The organism is Croceitalea sp. W27, from assembly GCF_055693185.1.
Genome location: NZ_CM146327.1, coordinates 1242744 through 1261775, shown reverse-complemented (window position 1 = coordinate 1261775; position 19032 = coordinate 1242744). Strand labels below are relative to the sequence as shown.

Genomic DNA, 19032 nt, shown 5'->3' with positions numbered 1-19032 from the left:
TATTAATTGTCTTCATAACCTTAATGCTAATTGGTTGTATGGATAAAGAAGAAAAATTGCAAGTCACGGTATATGAGACAAATGCTAACGGTAAAAAGTTAGAGAAAACAACAGAATTTTCAAACGCTGATAATGCTATACAACTTACAGTATTGCCAAATGAAGAATACCAAAAGATTACTGGTTTTGGAGGCTCTTTTACCGAATCTTCAGCACATCTATTAAATCAACTAGGAAAAGAAAATAGGCAAGAAATCATAGAAGCTTATTTTGGAGAGAACGGGGCAAAATATTCTTTGACGCGAACCCATATGAATTCTTGTGATTTTTCCCTAACTAACTATTCCTACGCGCCGGTAGAAGGTGATTTAGAGTTAGAGCATTTTAGTATTGCAGAGGATAAAGACGATATTATTCCTATGATTAAAGATGCTATGAAGGTGTCAAAAGAAGGTTTTAAAATTCTATCCTCACCTTGGACGGCTCCACCATGGATGAAAGATAATAAGGATTGGAGAGGTGGAAAATTACTGCCAGAATACAATGACACTTGGGCGCTATTCTTTTCAAAATATATTGAAGCCTATAAAAATGAGGGTATTGATATTTGGGGATTTACTGTTGAAAACGAACCTCTCGGAAACGACAATAACTGGGAGAGTATGCATTTTACCGCTCAAGAAATGACCCAGTTTGTACAAAACCATTTAGGGCCAAAATTAGAAAGTGAAGGGCATAAAGTTAAGATATTGGGCTATGATCAAAATCGCGAGCACCTAAATGAATGGGTAGATACGATGTTTGCAAGTGAAAATACTTCAAAATATTTTGACGGAACCGCTATTCACTGGTACGCCAGTACCTATGAGGTTTTTCCAGAAGCCTTACAGTATGCACATGAGAAAGCGCCTAATAAACATTTAATACAGACAGAGGCTTGTGTAGATGCAGAAGTGCCAAAATGGAAAGATGATGCCTGGTATTGGCAGAAGGAAGCTACTGATTGGGGTTGGGATTGGGCACCTGAAAAAGATAAACACCTACACCCAAAATATGCGCCAGTCAATAGATACGCAAGAGATATTATAGGTTGCTTAAACAATTGGGTAGATGGTTGGATAGATTGGAATATGGTGTTAGATAAACAAGGCGGACCAAATTGGTTTAAGAATTGGTGTGTTGCCCCGGTAATTGTTGACCCAGAAAACGATGAAGTTTATTTTACACCTATCTATTATACAATGAGCCATTTTAGCAAGTTTATACGACCGGGTGCCACAAGAATAGGTTTAACTATGACGGACGATTTAATTATGGCAACGGCTTGTAAAAACCCTGATGGTTCTATTGCTGTTGTGATATTTAATCAGGATGAAGAAAAAAAAGACTTATCAATTTCTTTAGGTGAAAGAAATACCACTATACAAATAGATGCTAAAGCTATTCAAACGATAATTATAAATGAGGTAACCAAATAGCAATTATTTACGCTACCAACTAAACAAACAACTATGAGTCAAGTAAAAACCCTTTCAAAAGATAAAGTCCCCATGGGGCAAAAAGCGGCCTTCGGAGCTGGTCACTTTATATTGAATATCTTACCAGGAACACTGGGAGTGTTTATCCAGTTCTTTTTACTTACAGCCTGGGGCGTAGACCCTTTGTGGGCTGGACTGTTAGGGGGCTTGCCTAGAATATTCGATTCTATAACAGATCCGATAATGGGTTTCATTTCTGACAATACAAAATCAAGATGGGGCCGAAGAAGACCTTATATTTTTATAGGTGCCATTATAAGTGGAATACTCTTCTTTTTAATGTGGCAGATTGATGACAATGCTTCACAATCTTATATTATTTGGCATGTAATGGTACTTCAATTGTTATTTCTTATCGGTAATACCATGTTTGCAACTCCACTTGTTGGACTGGGTTATGAAATGACTTCAGATTATAATGAGCGTACACGCTTAATGGCCTTTTCGAATACTATGGGCCAAATAGCTTGGATTATTGTGCCATGGTTATATGTCATTATTCCAGATACAAAAACATTTAATACACAAACAGAAGGTGTAAGAACAATGGCACTAATTGTTGGGGCAATGTGCATCATATTTGGTATTCTGCCGGCGATATTTTGTAAGGGTATAGACTCTGCAAATATGGAAAATCGCGTAGCAATAAATTTTAGAACCTTAGCATCTAATTTAAAAGAGTTATTAAAGGGCATCGTTCAAGTTTCAAAGAATAAACCTTTTATGAAGTTATGTGGAGCCACTTTTTTAGTCTTTAATGGATTTCAGTTGGTAGCAGCTTTTGGGGTTTTTATCATAGTATTTTATATGTATAGCGGTAGCTATGAGTTGGCAGGCACATGGCCAGCTTGGTTCAATACCATTAATGCGATGATTACGGCATTTTTAGTTATACCTATTATTTCTAGAATGGCGAACAAATGGGGAAAGCGAAAAGCGTTTATCATATCTACAGTTTTATCCATTATTGGGTATATCTTAAAATGGTGGGGCTTTGATAAAGAACTAAATAGTGAGTTCAACCAAACGGGATTAGGTGAAAGTTTAAACTCTGGTATTGGTTCTCTTTTCGAGTGGTTGAATCCTACTCTTGATAGTATTGGCATGTCATGGTTTTCAATAGATCCTGGGAGCGAAGTACCATGGTTAATTTTTGTACCAATTCCATTAATTGCTTTTGGTATGGGAGGTTTATTTACGTTAATGATGTCTATGACTGCTGATGTATGTGATTTGGATGAATTGAAAAACGGTATGCCAAGAAAAGAAGGCACTTTTGGCGCTATCTACTGGCTAATGGTTAAAATAGGGCAGTCCATCGCACTTGTTTTAGGTGGTGTTATTTTGAGTATTGTAGGATTTGATCCCAATGTAACGGAACAAACTCTTGACACTATGACCAATCTTAGAATAGCAGATATAGTAGTACCTTCTGTAACTGCTGCATTGGCCGTATGGGTAATGTGGAAGTATAGTCTAAACGAATCTAGGGCCAAAGAAATTAAGGCTGAATTAATAGAGCGTAGAGGAGAATTGTAATCTAATTTTTAACTAAGAACACCATAATGTCATATAGAGAAGGTCATCATTTTTCACTTGCAAAGCATACTTATAAAGGACATGCAGGAGTAGATTTCACTAAAATTTCTGAAGATGAGTTGCGTAAATTATGGATAGAGACCATGCAAAATGGAATGCACGGCCTTTGTTTTAGTATGTATGAAGATGGCCAGAAGCCAGGTGATGTTATTACAGTAGAACAAGTACAGCGTAGGATAGAAATAATTAAGCCATATACAAAATGGGTTCGTTCATTTTCGTGTATTGAAGGAAACGAGCACATACCGCGGGTTGCCAAAAAGAATGGTCTTAAAACTTTAGTTGGGGCCTGGTTGGGCGATGATTTAGAGATGAACGAAACGGAGATTGAGGCATTAATAGCCTTAGCTAAAGAAGGCTGTGTAGACATCGCAGCAGTTGGCAACGAAGTTTTGTATAGAAACGATTTAACCAAAGAGCAGCTTTTAGGCTATATAAATCGTGTAAAGCAAGCTTTGCCCGATGTTCAAGTTGGGTATGTGGATGCGTACTATGAGTTTACGCAACATCCTGAAATTGTAGATGCTTCCGATGTTATCTTATCCAATTGTTATCCCTATTGGGAGGGCTGTCCAATTGAACACTCTTTAGGGCATATGCAACAAATGTTCGGTCAGGCAACCGATGCCGCCAGGGGCAAAAAGGTTATAATTACCGAAACAGGTTGGCCAAGTCAGGGGAGCAGCTTAAAAGGAGCTGTTTCAAATGCCGAGAATGCCATGAAATACTTTATAAACACTCAAGTTTGGGCTGCAAAAGATAATGTTGAGGTATTTTATTTTTCATCTTTTGATGAATCTTGGAAAGTAGGAGCAGAGGGCGATGTAGGAGCATATTGGGGACTTTGGGATAAGAATGAAAAACTAAAGTTTTAAATTTCAAAGGTCTTTTTAGATCGAAATTGGCTTTTCATAAATATTTATTGGAGTAAAATGATTTTCAGATTTAAGATTCAATTAAATTTGTAAAACCATTATGAGTTTCCCCATAAATTTTTCGATTGCCCAACCAACAATGAGCGGATTTTTCAAAGCTGAACTAAAGGATAAGTTTTTGCATTACGCCTCAGAAAGAGACGATTATTTTGAAATGCAATTGCTTTATGACGAGTTTTTACGGCCCAATTACAGTCTTGAATTTGCTGAGAAATTAGTTCGTGAGATTATCGATTTTAATCCAGAACTTTTGGATATCATGAGTGGTAATGGCGCCAAAATATTCATGCTCTCGGCAACGGCCATTACAGAAGATTTTGTTGAAGAGGGTGGCTTTAAAGACATCTATATCGCAGAAGAAGAAAAATGGGATGTGTTTTTAGAGCAACTATCAAATACTCGAAAACTCAGCATAGCCGAAAAAGTAGATCTTGGAAAAACAGAGAAAACCTCATATGGTAGAGAGCGCAAGCTATTATTTATGCTAGTCGGCGCTGTAGTGATAAGTTTTTTATTTACGCTTTTTAGTATTTTTAAAAGTGTCTTTTCTGAATCGGAACAAATTTCTTCAGATGAGTTAGAAGAGCGATTAGTAGAGATGCAGCTTCAAAATTACAAAGAACAAGAAAAGCTTAAACAAGAGATTCAATTTTTAAAAGAAAAGATTGAAGATAAAGCTGTGCTGAACCAACAATAAAGTCATTGAAGTTTCTAGTTTTCAGTAGTTTTTGGTAAACAAACTTGGATGGCTTTAAAAAATAATCTAAACACTTATATTTAGGTCTATCATATAATCTCAAATCTTTTATGTCAAGGGAGCTTGAAGAACACTACCTAAATAATCTAAAACACAAGATTTTATCTTACACCAAAGTTGATGAAGAGTGGCTTTCGCATGAAATGCAGTACTATAAAAAAATTGAGTTGGGTAAAGGCGACAACTTGATTTCTGAAGGGCAACTGGTAAAACATTTCTATTATGTAGCTAAAGGTTGCATCTATTATTATAAAATTGAAAACGGCGAAAAGAAGGTATTGGAATTTTATACCGACAATGTTTTCTTCACTGATGTTCCAGCTTATGTTAAAGGCACCCCTTCCAATTATAACCTAAGTGCTACTGAGCGTACAATTCTTTATGGCATTAAAAAAACCGATGCAGAAAGTTCTTTTGATAAATCACATCAATTAGAACGTTTTGGAAGACTGTCTATGCAAGAAGCTTTTATAAAATCATTCAACCGTATTGAACGCTTAAATAGTAGGAGTAATGAAGAACGTTATGTAAGGCTGTTACAAAAAAGACCAGATTTATTCCAAAGGGTGCCACAATACCTAATAGCCTCGTATTTAGGGCTTACGCCTGTTGGTCTTTCCAAAATCAGGAAACGCCTCGGCAAAGGATAGCACTTAATTTTTGATTTGCTCACTAAGTTTTTTGTTGCTCCAGTAAATAAATACTCCTGCGGTAAAAAACATAATAATGCCATATACGGCTGGTGTAAGTGCGTAAGCTGTATTTTGTAATAGAATGGTAGCGATACTTATGCCCAATGTTCCATTTTGGATACCTCCTTCAATCGCAATAGAAATGCGCTGTTTTAGAGATAAATGGAATGCATAGCCCAAAAAATAACCAACTCCCATGGTAAGGATATTCAATGTTAGTGAAACCAAACCAGCTTGTTGTATATACGAAAAAAGCAATGCCCTTTCTTTAGCGATAACTGCCACTAGCACTAAGACAAAAAAGATACCTGAGGCCCTTTTTACAGGTTTTTCCATTTTTTGGGCAAAGTCCGGCTTTTTAGCTTTTAATAACATTCCAAATGCTACAGGAAGTATCACAATAATAAAAACCTGCATTATGGTGGCTGCTATATCCAGCTGAATTAAGGTGCCTTCACCCAGAACATATTCTAGCCCAAGATTAATTATAAAAGGGATTGTGATTAAGGTAATCAGGCTACTTATCGCCGTAAGGGAAACCGATAATGCAGTATCCCCATTTGCCAAATGCGTAATTAAATTTGAGGTAGGGCCACCAGGGCAGGCAGCCATAATAACTACGCCAATTGCTACTTCTGCAGATAGCATAAAAACAGTGATTAGCGAAAAACCGATAATTGGTAGTAGTACTAGTTGGCATACCAAACCGATCAAAACTGCTTTGGGGCGAACAAAAACCTCGACAAAGTCTTTGGTGCTCAATGATAATCCCATGCCGAACATGATTATTATGAGTGATAATGCAAGAATAGTATTGGAAATATTGTCCATAAAATTTTACGATTAGCGATACTCCATTCTAAATATAGGCATCTTTTAAGAACCGTATTTTATTATACTAGTTTAATGAGATTGGCATAAAATAATTTTAACTTGAAGAACTTATAATTTAAGAAATACAGCTATGGCAAACCAATATGTTGATTTAGATACCCTAAAGTTTTTGTTGTATAAGGTGCATAATTTAGAAGAAGTTCTTCAACAGTCTAAATACGAAGATTATGACAAAGATTCCATAGAACTATTATTGAATTCGGTAAAGGAGTTCTCTGATAAAGAGCTGTACCCATATTTTCGTGAAATGGATGAAAATCCAGCTCATTTTAAGGATGGTGAGATTGTAGTGCATCCACAGGTTAGAAAATATATGAAAGCAGGGGGGGAGATGGGTTTTATCTCAGGTGGTTTTCCGTATGAAGATGGCGGCATGCAATTGCCTTCAATGGTTATAAATGCATCTGCTTTTATACAGGATGCAGCAAATAATCATTTACCAGGTTATATAGGGCTAACTGTAGGTTCGGCCGAGTTGATCACACATTTTGGGAATAAAGAATTGAATGAAATCTACGTTCCTAAAATGCTGGAGGGTACTTGGGGCGGAACAATGTGTTTAACGGAACCTCAGGCAGGTAGTTCTTTATCTGATATTATTACATCTGCAACCCCAGATGGGGATGCCTATAAAATTCATGGTCAAAAAATATTTATTTCAGGAGGAGACTATCAGGGCGCTGAAAATATTGTCCATTTAGTATTGGCCAGGGTAAAAGGTGCTCCTGCTGGTACTAAGGGCATATCCTTGTTTGTAGTCCCTAAAAATAGACCTGATAAAAACGGAACCCTTACACCAAATGATGTACAGACAGTTGCAGATTTCGAAAAAATGGGACAGCGCGGATACTGCACTACCCATCTCTTTTTTGGAGATAAAGAAGATTGTAAAGGTTGGTTGGTCGGTGAGGAGAACAAAGGCCTTAAATACATGTTTTTAATGATGAACGGGGCAAGAATAGCTGTTGGCAGGGGTGCTGCGGCAATAGCTTCGGCTGCCTACCAGGCTTCTCTTAATTATGCCAACGAACGGGCGCAGGGTAGAAAGTTGACCAGTACGGGCAAAAAAGATGCCAATGAAGAGCAGACCTTGATTATTAATCATCCAGACGTCAGACGAATGCTATTACTGCAAAAAGTAGTAACGGAAGGTTCATTAAGCCTAGTGTTTTTAGCGGCAAAATATCACGATTTATCACAATCACATGCCGATAAAGAAGAGCGGGAGAAATATAATTTATTGCTTGAGATTATGACTCCTGTCGTAAAAACATATCCATCTGAAATGGGTAGGATAGCTGTTGATAACGGATTGCAAATTTTAGGGGGATATGGTTTCTGTTCAGATTATGTATTGCAGCAATACTTTAGGGATATTCGTATTTCAGCTTTGTATGAAGGCACCACAGGAATTCAATCACAAGATTTGTTAGGCCGAAAAATAACGATACATAATGGAAAAGCATTACAGTTGCTTTCAGAAGAAATAACAAATTCCATAAAGGCAAGTATGGCTCACACAGCATTAGCTCCTCATGCAAAAAAACTAGCTGAAAAGTTAGAGTTGACCCAAAAAGTACTCAAATCACTAATGGGGTATGCAATGAAAGGTGATTATGAACGCTTTTTGGCAGATGCAACACCCTTTATGGAGTTTTTCAGCAACATCGTATTGGGCTGGGTATGGTTGGGTATCGCCGAAGAAGCCCAAAATGCATTGCTAACCGGCAGCAAAGAAAATAGCGTGGAGTTTTACGAAAATAAGATTCATGCTATGCGATTCTACTTTAAATATGAATTGCCAAAAACAAACGGATTGGCCGAAATATTAATGGATGAACAGGCTCTAACGGTCGGAACTAATGAAACCATTTTCAAATAATAAAAGGACTTAGGAAAGTATGGGTATAAAACAAAAATTTGAACTCACGGGGAAAGTAGCAATTGTAACAGGTTCAAGCAAAGGTGTTGGACTTTCAATTGCTAAAGGATTGGCAGAGAATGGTGCCAAAGTGGTCATTAGCAGTCGAAAGCAGGAGGCAGTAGAAACCGTTGCCAAAGAATTTAATTTGGCTGGTTTGGAAGCTATTGGAATAGCTTGCCATATTGGTGATGAAGCGCAGCGCAAAGCATTGGTGACAAAAACTATAGAAGAGTATGGACGAATTGATATTTTGGTAAACAATGCGGCGATCAATCCATTTTACGGGCCTTTAGAGACTTCAGGGGAAGAGGTTTTTGATAAAATAATGAACGTTAATGTTAAGGCACCCTGGTTGCTTTCCAATCTCGTGCAACCATACATGAAAGAAAATGGAAGCGGCAGTATTATAAATATTTCTTCTGTTGAAGGTATTCACCCTGGCTTTAGATTGGGCCTATATAGTATGACCAAATCAGCGTTGATAATGCTCACTAAAAACCAGGCAAAAGAATGGGGCAGATATGGTATCCGTTCAAATGTGGTCTGCCCGGGGCTAATTAAAACAAAGTTTAGCGAAAGTTTATGGTCCAATGAAAAACTGGTCGCCGGTTATAACCAAATGGTGCCGCTACAACGAATGGCAGAACCAGATGAGATGGCTGGGTTGGTGATGCTTTTAGCTTCTGATGCGGGTTCTTATATGACAGGCGGAGTATATGCCGCTGATGGGGGGTATTTAATTTCAGGATAAAAAGCGAATATGAATTTTGAGTATAGTGAAAAGTCAGTTGCGCTTCAAAAAAAATTGGAGCAATTTATTGCCGATTACATCACTCCAGTTGAAAAGGAGGTTGAAACATTTCATTTAGATCCTGCCAATGCTTGGAAAAGATGGCCTGGTCTTGAAGGGTTAAAACAAAAAGCTAAAGATGCCGGTTTGTGGAATTTATTTCTTCCGAAGTCTTATGGCGATTTAAGCCCTGGACTGACGAATATGGAATATGCGCCTTTAGCAGAGATTATGGGCCGTATTTTATGGTCTTCAGAAGTATTTAATTGCAGTGCTCCCGATACCGGTAATATGGAAGTGTTGGCAAAATATGGCACACCTGAACAGCAAGAGCAGTGGCTAAAACCACTGATGAACGGAGCAATTCGTTCGGCTTTTTTAATGACAGAACCAGATGTAGCTTCCTCCGATGCTACCAATATTGAAACTTCAATTGTTGCTGACGGCGATGATTATGTGATTAATGGAACAAAATGGTGGTCGTCTGGTGCAATGGACCCAAACTGTAAAATTGCTATTGTCATGGGAAAAACAGATTTTGATGCCCCAAGACACTTACAGCAAAGCATGATTTTAGTGCCTATGGATACTCCTGGGTTAGAAATTGTAAGACCTCTTAAAGTTTTTGGTTATAACGACTCCCCTGAAGGCCATGCCGAAATAATATTAAAAAACGTGCGTGTCCCAAAACAAAACCTATTGGTCGGTGAAGGACAAGGTTTCGCGATTGCACAAGGACGCTTAGGTCCTGGTAGAATACACCATTGTATGCGATTAATAGGTATGGCGCAGCGCTCATTAGAAGTAATGTCTGCTCGTACTACCGAACGTAAACCTTTCGGTAGGACTTTGGATACGTATAGCAGTATTCGGCAAGACATCGCAAATTCTGCCTGCGAGATAACTCAAACACGATTACTGGTATTGTCCGCTGCCGATAAAATGGACCGTTTAGGTAATAAAGAGGCTAAAGATTTAATCGCAATGATCAAGATTGTCACTCCAAATATGACCTTACGTGTGGTGGATAGAGCCATACAGATTATGGGTGGTAGGGGAGTAAGTAGCGATACGCCCTTAGCACACTTTTTTGCAGCCGCAAGAATGCTGCGTTTAGCGGATGGCCCCGATGAAGTACATATGAGTCAGCTAGGTAAGAATATTATTAAAAAATATGCCAAAGGATAAAAATGGGTCATAATCAACATACAAAACCAGTTAGGGAAGGAGAAGAGTTAAATGCAAAAAATTTAAAGGACTTCTTGCGAAATCACGACCTAATAGAAGATGAGAAAAGTGAATTAAAGGTTTCTCAATTTTCTAATGGCTTTTCTAATCTTACCTACCTTTTACATATTGAGAACAAGGAATATGTTTTAAGGCGCCCACCCTTTGCGGCTCCCAAACGAGGTCATGATATGGGTAGGGAATATAAAGTGATTCATAAACTCAATGCCGTTTTTGAAAAAACCCCAAAAGCGTTTGCTTATACGGAGGATAAAACGATTATTGGAGCTCCTTTTTATATAATGAGTAGGGTTTCTGGTGAGATTTTAACGGCAAAGGAAGCACATAAAAGAAGTGTTGGTCTAACCGAATTTAAGACAATTTCAAACACATGGTTAGATACATTTGTTGCCTTTCATGATATAGATTATAAGGAAGCAGGATTAATAGATTTGGGAAAACCAGAAGGTTATGTAGAGCGACAAGTCACCAATTGGGGTAAGCAATATTTGGCCGCAGCTACCCATGATGTGCCAGCTGCGAAAAAAGTAATGCAATGGATGAAAGATAACCAACCCACAGAATATGACCATACAATTATTCATAACGACTTTAAGTATGATAATGTGGTATTTAAAGATGATTCTTGGAGAGAGATTTCGGCTATTTTGGATTGGGAAATGTGCACATTAGGAGACCCTTTAATGGATTTAGGAACTTCTTTGGGATATTGGACAACCATATCAGACCCAGATTTTATGAAGCAAGGTCTGCAGTCGCCAACGGTAATGGAGGGCAATCCGTCGCGAACAGAGATTGTTGAGCAATACGCACTCAAGAGTGGTCGAAATATAGACAATCTGACTTTCTATTATGCTTACGGATTATTTAAGATAGCGGTGATCGCACAACAAATTTTTTATAGGTATAAACATGGGCATACTAGTGACCCCAAGTTTGCTTATTTGGATAAAGCATCAGAATTATGTTGCAACACCGCTTGGCAAGCAATTCAGAAAAACCAAATAGACAGTTTATTTTAAACCCTATGGCGAAAGAATCTTTTTTAGAAATTAATAAGGCGCAATTTCAAAGGTTTATGAAATTGCCAATGGATACTCCGGTGGTTATGTTGAATTTATTGAAGTTTAAGGAAAAAGTTTCTGAAACAGGCTTGTCTGGTGAAGCTTCCTATAAAGAATATATGAAAGCAGCGACTCCTTTTTTTGCCAAAGCTAATGCAGAAGTTCTTTTTATGGGAAAACCCGAGACAATGCTTATCGGTCCAGAGAGTGAAGGTTTGTGGGACAAGGTACTATTGGTGAAATATGATACCATTGCCGGTTTTCTTGGTATGGTACAGGCAGAGGGTTATCCTAGCCATTTAAGAGCAAATGCATTGCAAGATTCGAGATTAATTCATTGTAAATGGTAATTGAAGACATAAGATATGAACCTAGATACTAAAGTAGTGATAATAACAGGTGCGGGCAGCGGTATTGGTGCCGCTACTGCAAAGCTTTTTGCGACACATAATGCGAATGTAATTGTCTCGGACATCAATTTAGAAAGTGCCCAAATGGTCGTTGATGAAATCATTGCTGAAGGTGGAAATGCTTCGGCGATTAAAACTGATGTTACCCAATTTGAAGAGGTAGAAACTTTAATTAAAAAAACCGTTGAGCATCATGGCAGACTAGATGTTATGGTTAATAACGCGGGCATTGGCGGTAAAAACCAATTAAGGACTGCAGATCATACCCATGAAGATTGGCATAATGTAATCGCCGTTAACCAAACGGGAGTATTTTATTGTATGAAACTGGCACTTCAACAAATGGTAAAGCAGCGAAATGGGAATATAATCAATGTGGCCTCGCTAGCGGGTTTAAAGGCCTCGGGAAACAATCTTTCATACAGTGCTAGTAAATTTGCGGTTGTGGGAATGACCAAATCAGCTGCATTGGAATATGGTAGAAAAAACATTCGTATTAATGCCGTCTGCCCTGGTTTTACCAACTCTGCACTTCTAGACCAATTGCTTTCGGTCAGTCCTGATATGGGTGATAAGTTAAAACGATTTATCCCCATGGGAAGATTTGGTGAAGCGACTGAAATTGCTGAAGCAATTTGCTGGTTGGCATCCGAAAACTCAAAATTTATAACTGGTCAAACAATCACCTTAGATGGTGGAACATCCTTATAAAATATGGAGAATATAAATCTGATAAAAAAAGAAGGTTACGCCATAGTTCAAATGAACCGTGGAAAAGTTAATGCTATCAATCGTCAAATGGTTCTTGAGCTGCAAAAAACATTTGAATCCTTAGCGTTAGATTCTGATACAAAGGGTGTTATTTTAACAGGGCAGCCCAATTACTTTTCAGCTGGCTTAGACTTAATTGAATTATTTCAATATGATAAAGAAGAAATTACAGAATTCTTTAGCGCATTTGGCAGTTTGTACCTGCAATTAGTCCAATTTAAAAAGCCCTTTATTTCAGCAATTACAGGGCATTCGCCAGCTGGAGGTACCGTTTTGGCCGTAACAAGTGATAACCGATACATGGCACAAGGAGAAAAATATGTTATCGGTTTAAATGAAGTTGCGGTAAATATTCAAATCAGTCAAAACCTAACTGAAATATATGCTTTTTGGATGGGCGATGGGTTATCGAGCAGGTATATCCTTGAGGGTAAATTATTGAATGGTGGCGAAGCACTAGCAGCTGGTTTGGTTGATGAGTTGGTCCCGTTGGAAAATGTATTGGATAGGGCAGAAAAGAAAATGAGACACTATTTAAAGGCCGATCAAGAAATCCTACTAAATACGAAAGCGAAACTTAGAAAACACCTTTGGGACAAACTGGATTTGGACGCTGAAAATTCTTTAAGAGAAGCATCCGAGCTTTGGTGGAAACCTGAGATCCGCGCTAAAATGAAGGCGTATGTCGAGAGTTTTTCAAGTAAAAAGAAATCATAGAAAACACAAAAATGAATAAGCAATTATTATTTGTAAAACGCCCAATCGGGGCTGCAGATGCCGCTACATGGTCCTTAGAAAAAAATCCTATCCCCGAAATTAATGAAGGGCAAATTTTGGTAAAACAACACTATGTGTCCCTAGATCCTGCCATGCGCGGCTGGATGAACGAGGGAAAATCGTATATCGCACCAATGGAAATTGGTTCGGTAATGCGTGCCGGTTCGGTTGGTGAGGTTATCGCTTCTAAAAACCAAAAATTTGATGTTGGTCAGTATGTTGCAGGAACTGGAGGTGTTCAACAATACGCAGTTTCGGATGGAAAAGGTTTTTATCAAGTAGATCCAAAGTTAGCTCCGTTACCCATGTATATCGGTACCTTGGGTATGCCAGGTATGACAGCTTATTTTGGAATTACCGAAGTAGCCAAGGTAAAAGAAGGTGAAACCGTTTTGGTGTCGGGTGCAGCAGGCGCAGTTGGTAGTATTGTGGGGCAGGTTGCCAAAATAAAGGGTTGTAAAGTAGTGGGTATTGCCGGAGGACCTGATAAATGTAGGTATGTTGTAGAAGAGTTGGATTTTGATGCATGTATAGATTATAAAAATGAGAATGTAGCATCACGATTTAAAGAAGTGTGCCCCAAGGGGATTGATATTTATTTTGATAATGTTGGAGGTGAAATACTAGAAATTGCATTGACAAGGCTTCGCATGCATGCGCGTATCGTTATATGTGGCGCCATATCTCAGTACAATACTAAAACAAAGATTAAGGGTCCGAGCAATTACTTGTCATTATTGGTAAATAGGGCAAGTATGACAGGAATGGTGGTTTTTGACTATGCAGATAGGTATAAAGAAGGTGCTCAGGTTTTAGGAGGATGGCTCGCACAAGGAAAACTAAAAAGTAGGGAAGATGTTTATGAGGGCATAGAAAACTTTCCTGAGACCTATAACCGCTTATTTTCTGGTGATAAAATGGGCAAACTAGTATTAAAAGTGATTGAAGATTAATGAAAGCAATTAGATGTAAGGCATATGGTCCACCAAATTCTCTGATTTTAGAAGAAGTTGAAAATGTAACACCAAAAGCAAAAGAGGTTTTGGTAACGGTTAGGGCTTGTGGTCTTAATTTTCCGGATACCTTAATTATACAAGGCCTATATCAAATTAAACCCGAATTACCTTTTACCCCTGGTAGTGACGTTGCAGGGGTGGTAAAGGAAGTAGGTGAAGGTGTTTCGCATGTAAAAGCTGGTGATGAGGTTTTTGGTTTTGTGGCACATGGTGCCTTGGCAGAAGAAGTTATAATCCCCTCAAATGCCTGTTTTCCAAAACCTTCTCAGATGGATTTTCCAATTGCAGCCTCTTTTATGATGGCATACGGAACTTCTTATCATGCCCTGAAGGATAGGGCAAAGCTTAAAGAAGGAGAAACCTTGTTGGTTTTAGGGGCTTCCGGTGGCGTGGGTTTGGCGGCGGTAGAACTTGGAAAATTGATGGGGGCTAGAGTTATAGCTGCTGCTTCCAGTGATGAGAAGTTGGCAATATGTAAAAAATATGGAGCTGACGAACTTATTAATTATAATACTCAGGATTTAAAATCTAAACTAAAAGAATTAACGAAAGGTGCCGGGGTCAATGTGGTTTACGACCCCGTTGGAGGTGAATATTCAGAAGCTGCATTGCGTGCAACAGCCTGGAACGGTAGATTTTTAGTGATTGGGTTTGCCGCAGGCGATATTCCCAAAATACCTCTTAATCTACCTCTGTTAAAAGGAGTTGCCATAGTAGGTGTTTTTTGGGGAGGATTTGCAATGAGAAGCCCTAAGGAAAACAGTCAGAATACCATGACCTTGATGCAATGGTATGCTGAGGGAAGATTAAGACCACATATTCATGCTATTTATGATTTGGAAGATACTTCCAAAGCACTTGAAGAAATGATGAATAGAAAAGTAAAGGGAAAACTAGTGATCAAAATTAATTAAGAGCATATGAGATTAAAAGATAAAATAGCAGTAGTCACCGGTGGCGCTAGGGGTATAGGGCAGGCAATAGCAGAATTATTTGCAAAGGAAGGAGCAGTGGTCATAATTGTGGATCTGTTACCTCAAGGTGAAGAAGTTGCAACTGCAATAAACAATACAGGCGGTAAAGCTGAATTTCATGCAGTTTCGGTAACTGATAAAAAAGCTGTAACGCAACTTTTTGCTGATGTTCACACCAAACACGGTAAGTTGGATATCTTGATCAATAATGCAGGAATCACTCGCGATAGAACCCTTGAAAAAATGAGCGAAGAGGAATGGGATTCGGTCGTAGATGTAAATTTAAAAGGGGTTTTCATTTGTACTCAGGCTGCTGTTCCCTACATGAAAGCAAATAACTATGGCAGAATTGTAAGTGCGGCATCCAATGTTGGCTTACGTGGAAATTTTGGGCAGACCAATTACGCGGCCACCAAGGCTGGGGTTATTGCTATGTCCAAAACATGGACTGTTGAATTTGGAAAATATGGAATAACGGCAAATGCGATCGCACCAGGATTCACCATGACGGATATGGTCGACAAAATTCCAAAAGAACACATTGAAGCGATCAAGGCAAGTATTCCCTTAAAAACTGCTGCACAGCCCATTGATATTGCCTATGGATATTTGTATTTGGCATCAGATGAAGCAAGATTTGTTTCCGGAATATGTTTAACCATAGATGGGGGAACTTCAAGATAGAACTATGGAAAAATTAGTTGTAGCCGACTTTAATGCTTTTAAAAGTTTAAAAGGTGAAAAATTACCCACCGGAGAGTGGTTAACGGTAACACAGCAAATGATAAACGACTTTGCCAAGGCAACGCACGATTTTCAATGGTTACATGTTGATGTTGAAAAAGCTAAAAAACACTCCCCTTTCAAAAAGCCTATTGCACACGGTTTTATGTCCATAGCATTATTGTCGAAGATGTTGATGGATATAATCCATGTAGAATCATCTAAAATGGGTGTGAATTATGGGTTGAATAAAGTACGTTTTCCAAGCCCACTTTTGGTAGATAGTAAGATTCGTATTCATAGTGAAATTTCAAACATTGAGGAGTATGGTGAGAATGGCTTGAAAATTATATGGAACTGCAGTGTAGAGATCAAAAATCAAGAGAAACCGGCATGTGTGGCAGAGTTTTTAAGTCTAATGTTTGAATAACATGTTTTAACTAAATCAAGAAGGTAAAAAGATGTCCATATATCAAAAAATGACAAAAATTGGTTCTAAACTTATGGGTTGGGACAAGCTTTTTAAATATGGGTTTAATCTGTCACCAATGTATAGAAGAAGCACTGCCAGAATCATTGATACTTCTAAAGATTTAGCAAAAGTCACCATTAAGCTTCCAATATCCTATAAGAACAGAAACTATGTAAGTTCCATTTTTGGAGGAAGTATGTTTTCTGCAGTTGATCCTATACCAATGGTACAATTAATTAATATCTTAGGAGAAGATTATGTGGTTTGGGATAAATCGGCTGAGATTTTTTTTAAGCGTCCCGCCCGTGAAAACCTATATGCTGATTTTGAATTTACTCTAGAGGAAGTGAATGAAATAAAAGCTGGCGTCATTCAAAAAGAAGAAATTGAAATTATAAAAACTACCCAGCTTACCAATAAGACAAAAGACAAAGTGTTTTGTGAAGTACGTAAAACGATTTATATCGCTGACAAGAACTTCTACAAAGAGAAGAGAAAGAATTCAAAGAAGTAAACCGAACCAAAAACCCATACCATGACCAGACTATTTGACCTTCTTGAGCATCAAATAAAAAACCACCCGCTTGATAAATCTGTAAGTTATCGTGATGCATCGGGTAATTGGAAGTCATATAGTTCGCAGCTGGTGCATGAGATGGCAATGCAAGCAGCCTCTGGGTTATTGCAGCTAGGTTTAAAAAAAGGTGATAAAGTAGCGGTCGTTTCTTATAAGAATAGGCCTGAATGGCTTATCATGGATTTTGCAATTCAGATGGCAGGATTAATCAGTATTCCCCTATATCCAACAATTAGCTCCAAAGAGTATGAATATATCTTGAATGAAGCAGAGGTGAAAGTAGCTTTTTGTGGAGGTGGTGATTTACATGATAAACTTGCGGTTAGCCAAAAAAACACCAAAACCCTTGACCATATTTATACTTTTGATCAAGAAAAAGGGAAACCGTATTGGGAGACCATTTTTGATACTGCAAACCAGAACGCCGTTGAGGAGGTTAAAAAGACCATTACAGCAGATGATCTGGCAACGATCATTTATACCTCTGGTACCACGGGCAACCCAAAAGGTGTGATGTTAAAGCATAGTAACATCATGCATATTGTAACTAAAACTTCAGATTTACTCGAGGCAAATGCAGGGGAAAAGGTCTTAAGCTTTTTACCGTTATGCCATATTTATGAAAGAACAGTGTCATTTGCATACTACTATAAATGTGTTTCCGTCTATTTTACCGGAACGGATAACCTGAGCGGTCCAGAAGGTGATTTGGCACTTGTTAAACCAGTGATGTTTACCACAGTGCCCAGATTATTGGAAAAAGTTTATGAAGCCATTTACAATAAAGGACTTGCCCTAGAAGGAGTAAAAAGGAAGTTATTCTTTTGGGCATTGGCACTAACGGATGATTTTGATATTGACAGAAAACTATCTTTTGTACAAAAGCTCAAATGGAAAGTTGCCGATAAACTAATTTTTAGCAAATGGCGAGCGGCTTTAGGAGGTAATATTAGAATGATTATTACCGGGGCGGCCCCCTGCCCAGTAAAAATATTACGTGTTTTTTGTGCTTCGGGTATTAATGTAAGGGAAGCCTACGGGCTCACCGAAACATCACCGACCTTAACTGGTAATACGATGAAGCCCAATGGAACATTAATAGGTACTGTCGGTTACGCAATTGATGGAGTAGAATTATATATAGATAGCTCAGATGGAGATTATAACGAAGGTGAAGGTGAAATACTAGCCCACGGACCAAATGTAATGGTTGGCTATTATAAGAAACCAGAGGTTAACGCTAAGGTGTTTAAAGAAGTAAACGGGAAGACGTGGTTCTGCACTGGGGATATAGGAAAGCTAATTAAAGGCCCGGGGAATAGGGAATTCCTTAAAATTACCGATAGAAAAAAGGAGTTGCTTAAAACCTCTGGTGGAAAATATGTTGCTCCTGCACCTATAGAAAATAGGGTTAAAGAAGATTTTCTTATTGAACAGATGATGGTTGTTGGCGACAAACAAAAATTTGTTTCCGCTTTAATAGTACCGGCTGAAGAAGCACTAAAAAATTGGTGCCTTCATAAAAAAATGAAATGGACTACCTTACCCGAGATGGTGAAGAAAAAGAAAGTTATTGCCAAGTATGAAAAAATAGTGGCCATTTACAATTCGGAGTTTGGTCATATTGAACAAATAAAAAAAATCAAACTAATTTCGACCCCTTGGTTGCCCATACATGAAGATGGTTCAGATGCAGAATTAACACCTACTTTAAAACTAAAGAGAAGGGTTATCAGAGAAAAGTATAAAACGGAGATAGCGGCTATATACGCCGAATCTTAGTCCAATAAAAAGCTCACAATATGTGAGCTTTCTTATTTTATGTGACCTCGATAGGATTGACTTCGTCCTTCCTGATAAAGCTCCGCTTT

General features: G+C 38.2%; 19 protein-coding genes. 18 read left to right on the top strand and 1 reads right to left on the bottom strand.

Features of this window, described 5'->3' with window-relative positions:
• Positions 1-38: 38 nt before the first annotated feature.
• The 5 genes from ACZ1GR_RS05650 to ACZ1GR_RS05630 all read left to right on the top strand — a co-directional run bounded on the left by ACZ1GR_RS05650 (position 39) and on the right by ACZ1GR_RS05630 (position 5479).
• Positions 39-1478 carry a glycoside hydrolase family 30 protein gene (locus ACZ1GR_RS05650; protein ID WP_472611234.1) on the top strand — a complete coding sequence of 480 codons (1440 nt, stop codon included), beginning with the start codon at positions 39-41 and terminating at the stop codon, positions 1476-1478.
• A 33-nt stretch (positions 1479-1511) separates the two neighbouring features.
• Entirely contained in the window at positions 1512-3077 is a 1566-nt protein-coding gene (locus tag ACZ1GR_RS05645; protein WP_472611233.1) for an MFS transporter, read from the top strand.
• Between the two features lie 26 nt (positions 3078-3103).
• Entirely contained in the window at positions 3104-4012 is a 909-nt protein-coding gene (locus ACZ1GR_RS05640) for a glycoside hydrolase family 17 protein (protein WP_472611232.1), read from the top strand.
• 100 nt (positions 4013-4112) lie between these two features.
• Entirely contained in the window at positions 4113-4769 is a 657-nt protein-coding gene (locus ACZ1GR_RS05635) for a hypothetical protein (protein WP_472611231.1), read from the top strand.
• 110 nt (positions 4770-4879) lie between these two features.
• Complete coding sequence (locus ACZ1GR_RS05630; RefSeq protein WP_472611230.1) at positions 4880-5479, top strand: Crp/Fnr family transcriptional regulator; 600 nt, start codon at positions 4880-4882, stop codon at positions 5477-5479.
• Positions 5480-5482: 3 nt separating this feature from the next.
• Here the strand turns inward: ACZ1GR_RS05630 and ACZ1GR_RS05625 are convergent, their stop codons facing one another.
• Entirely contained in the window at positions 5483-6352 is an 870-nt protein-coding gene (locus ACZ1GR_RS05625) for a bile acid:sodium symporter family protein (RefSeq protein WP_472611229.1), read from the bottom strand.
• A gap of 133 nt (positions 6353-6485) precedes the next feature.
• Between ACZ1GR_RS05625 and ACZ1GR_RS05620 the strand changes: the two genes are divergently transcribed.
• From ACZ1GR_RS05620 to ACZ1GR_RS05560, 13 genes are read left to right on the top strand one after another with little or no spacing between them, the layout of a single operon-like run.
• Positions 6486-8297 (top strand): acyl-CoA dehydrogenase, encoded by a 1812-nt coding sequence (locus ACZ1GR_RS05620; protein WP_472611228.1) that lies wholly within the window; start codon positions 6486-6488, stop codon positions 8295-8297.
• Positions 8298-8316: 19 nt separating this feature from the next.
• Positions 8317-9090, top strand: a complete 774-nt coding sequence (locus ACZ1GR_RS05615; RefSeq protein ID WP_472611227.1) for an SDR family NAD(P)-dependent oxidoreductase — start codon at positions 8317-8319, stop codon at positions 9088-9090.
• A 9-nt stretch (positions 9091-9099) separates the two neighbouring features.
• The gene (locus tag ACZ1GR_RS05610) at positions 9100-10317 is read left to right on the top strand and encodes an acyl-CoA dehydrogenase family protein (RefSeq protein ID WP_472611226.1); all 1218 of its coding nucleotides are present in this window, start codon (positions 9100-9102) and stop codon (positions 10315-10317) included.
• A 2-nt stretch (positions 10318-10319) separates the two neighbouring features.
• Positions 10320-11399 (top strand): phosphotransferase family protein, encoded by a 1080-nt coding sequence (locus ACZ1GR_RS05605; protein WP_472611225.1) that lies wholly within the window; start codon positions 10320-10322, stop codon positions 11397-11399.
• A gap of 5 nt (positions 11400-11404) precedes the next feature.
• On the top strand, positions 11405-11791 hold the full coding sequence (locus ACZ1GR_RS05600) for a hypothetical protein (protein ID WP_472611224.1): 387 nt from the start codon (positions 11405-11407) through the stop codon (positions 11789-11791).
• Positions 11792-11806: 15 nt separating this feature from the next.
• Positions 11807-12562, top strand: coding sequence for an SDR family NAD(P)-dependent oxidoreductase (locus tag ACZ1GR_RS05595; protein WP_472611223.1), 756 nt, complete (start codon positions 11807-11809; stop codon positions 12560-12562).
• Between the two features lie 3 nt (positions 12563-12565).
• Positions 12566-13339 carry an enoyl-CoA hydratase/isomerase family protein gene (locus ACZ1GR_RS05590; protein WP_472611222.1) on the top strand — a complete coding sequence of 258 codons (774 nt, stop codon included), beginning with the start codon at positions 12566-12568 and terminating at the stop codon, positions 13337-13339.
• Between the two features lie 11 nt (positions 13340-13350).
• A complete protein-coding gene (locus tag ACZ1GR_RS05585) occupies positions 13351-14352 on the top strand; it encodes an NADP-dependent oxidoreductase (RefSeq protein WP_472611221.1) in 1002 nt (333 codons plus the stop codon).
• Positions 14352-15329 (top strand): NADPH:quinone oxidoreductase family protein, encoded by a 978-nt coding sequence (locus tag ACZ1GR_RS05580; RefSeq protein WP_472611220.1) that lies wholly within the window; start codon positions 14352-14354, stop codon positions 15327-15329. The genes ACZ1GR_RS05585 and ACZ1GR_RS05580 overlap by 1 nt, the downstream gene beginning before the upstream one ends.
• Positions 15330-15335: 6 nt before the next feature.
• Entirely contained in the window at positions 15336-16073 is a 738-nt protein-coding gene (gene fabG / locus ACZ1GR_RS05575) for a 3-oxoacyl-ACP reductase FabG (protein WP_472611219.1), read from the top strand.
• Positions 16074-16077: 4 nt separating this feature from the next.
• Complete coding sequence (locus tag ACZ1GR_RS05570) at positions 16078-16542, top strand: MaoC family dehydratase (RefSeq protein ID WP_472611218.1); 465 nt, start codon at positions 16078-16080, stop codon at positions 16540-16542.
• 49 nt (positions 16543-16591) lie between these two features.
• On the top strand, positions 16592-17098 hold the full coding sequence (locus tag ACZ1GR_RS05565) for a DUF4442 domain-containing protein (RefSeq protein ID WP_472611217.1): 507 nt from the start codon (positions 16592-16594) through the stop codon (positions 17096-17098).
• A 21-nt stretch (positions 17099-17119) separates the two neighbouring features.
• On the top strand, positions 17120-18943 hold the full coding sequence (locus ACZ1GR_RS05560) for an AMP-dependent synthetase/ligase (RefSeq protein WP_472611216.1): 1824 nt from the start codon (positions 17120-17122) through the stop codon (positions 18941-18943).
• Positions 18944-19032: the final 89 nt, after the last annotated feature.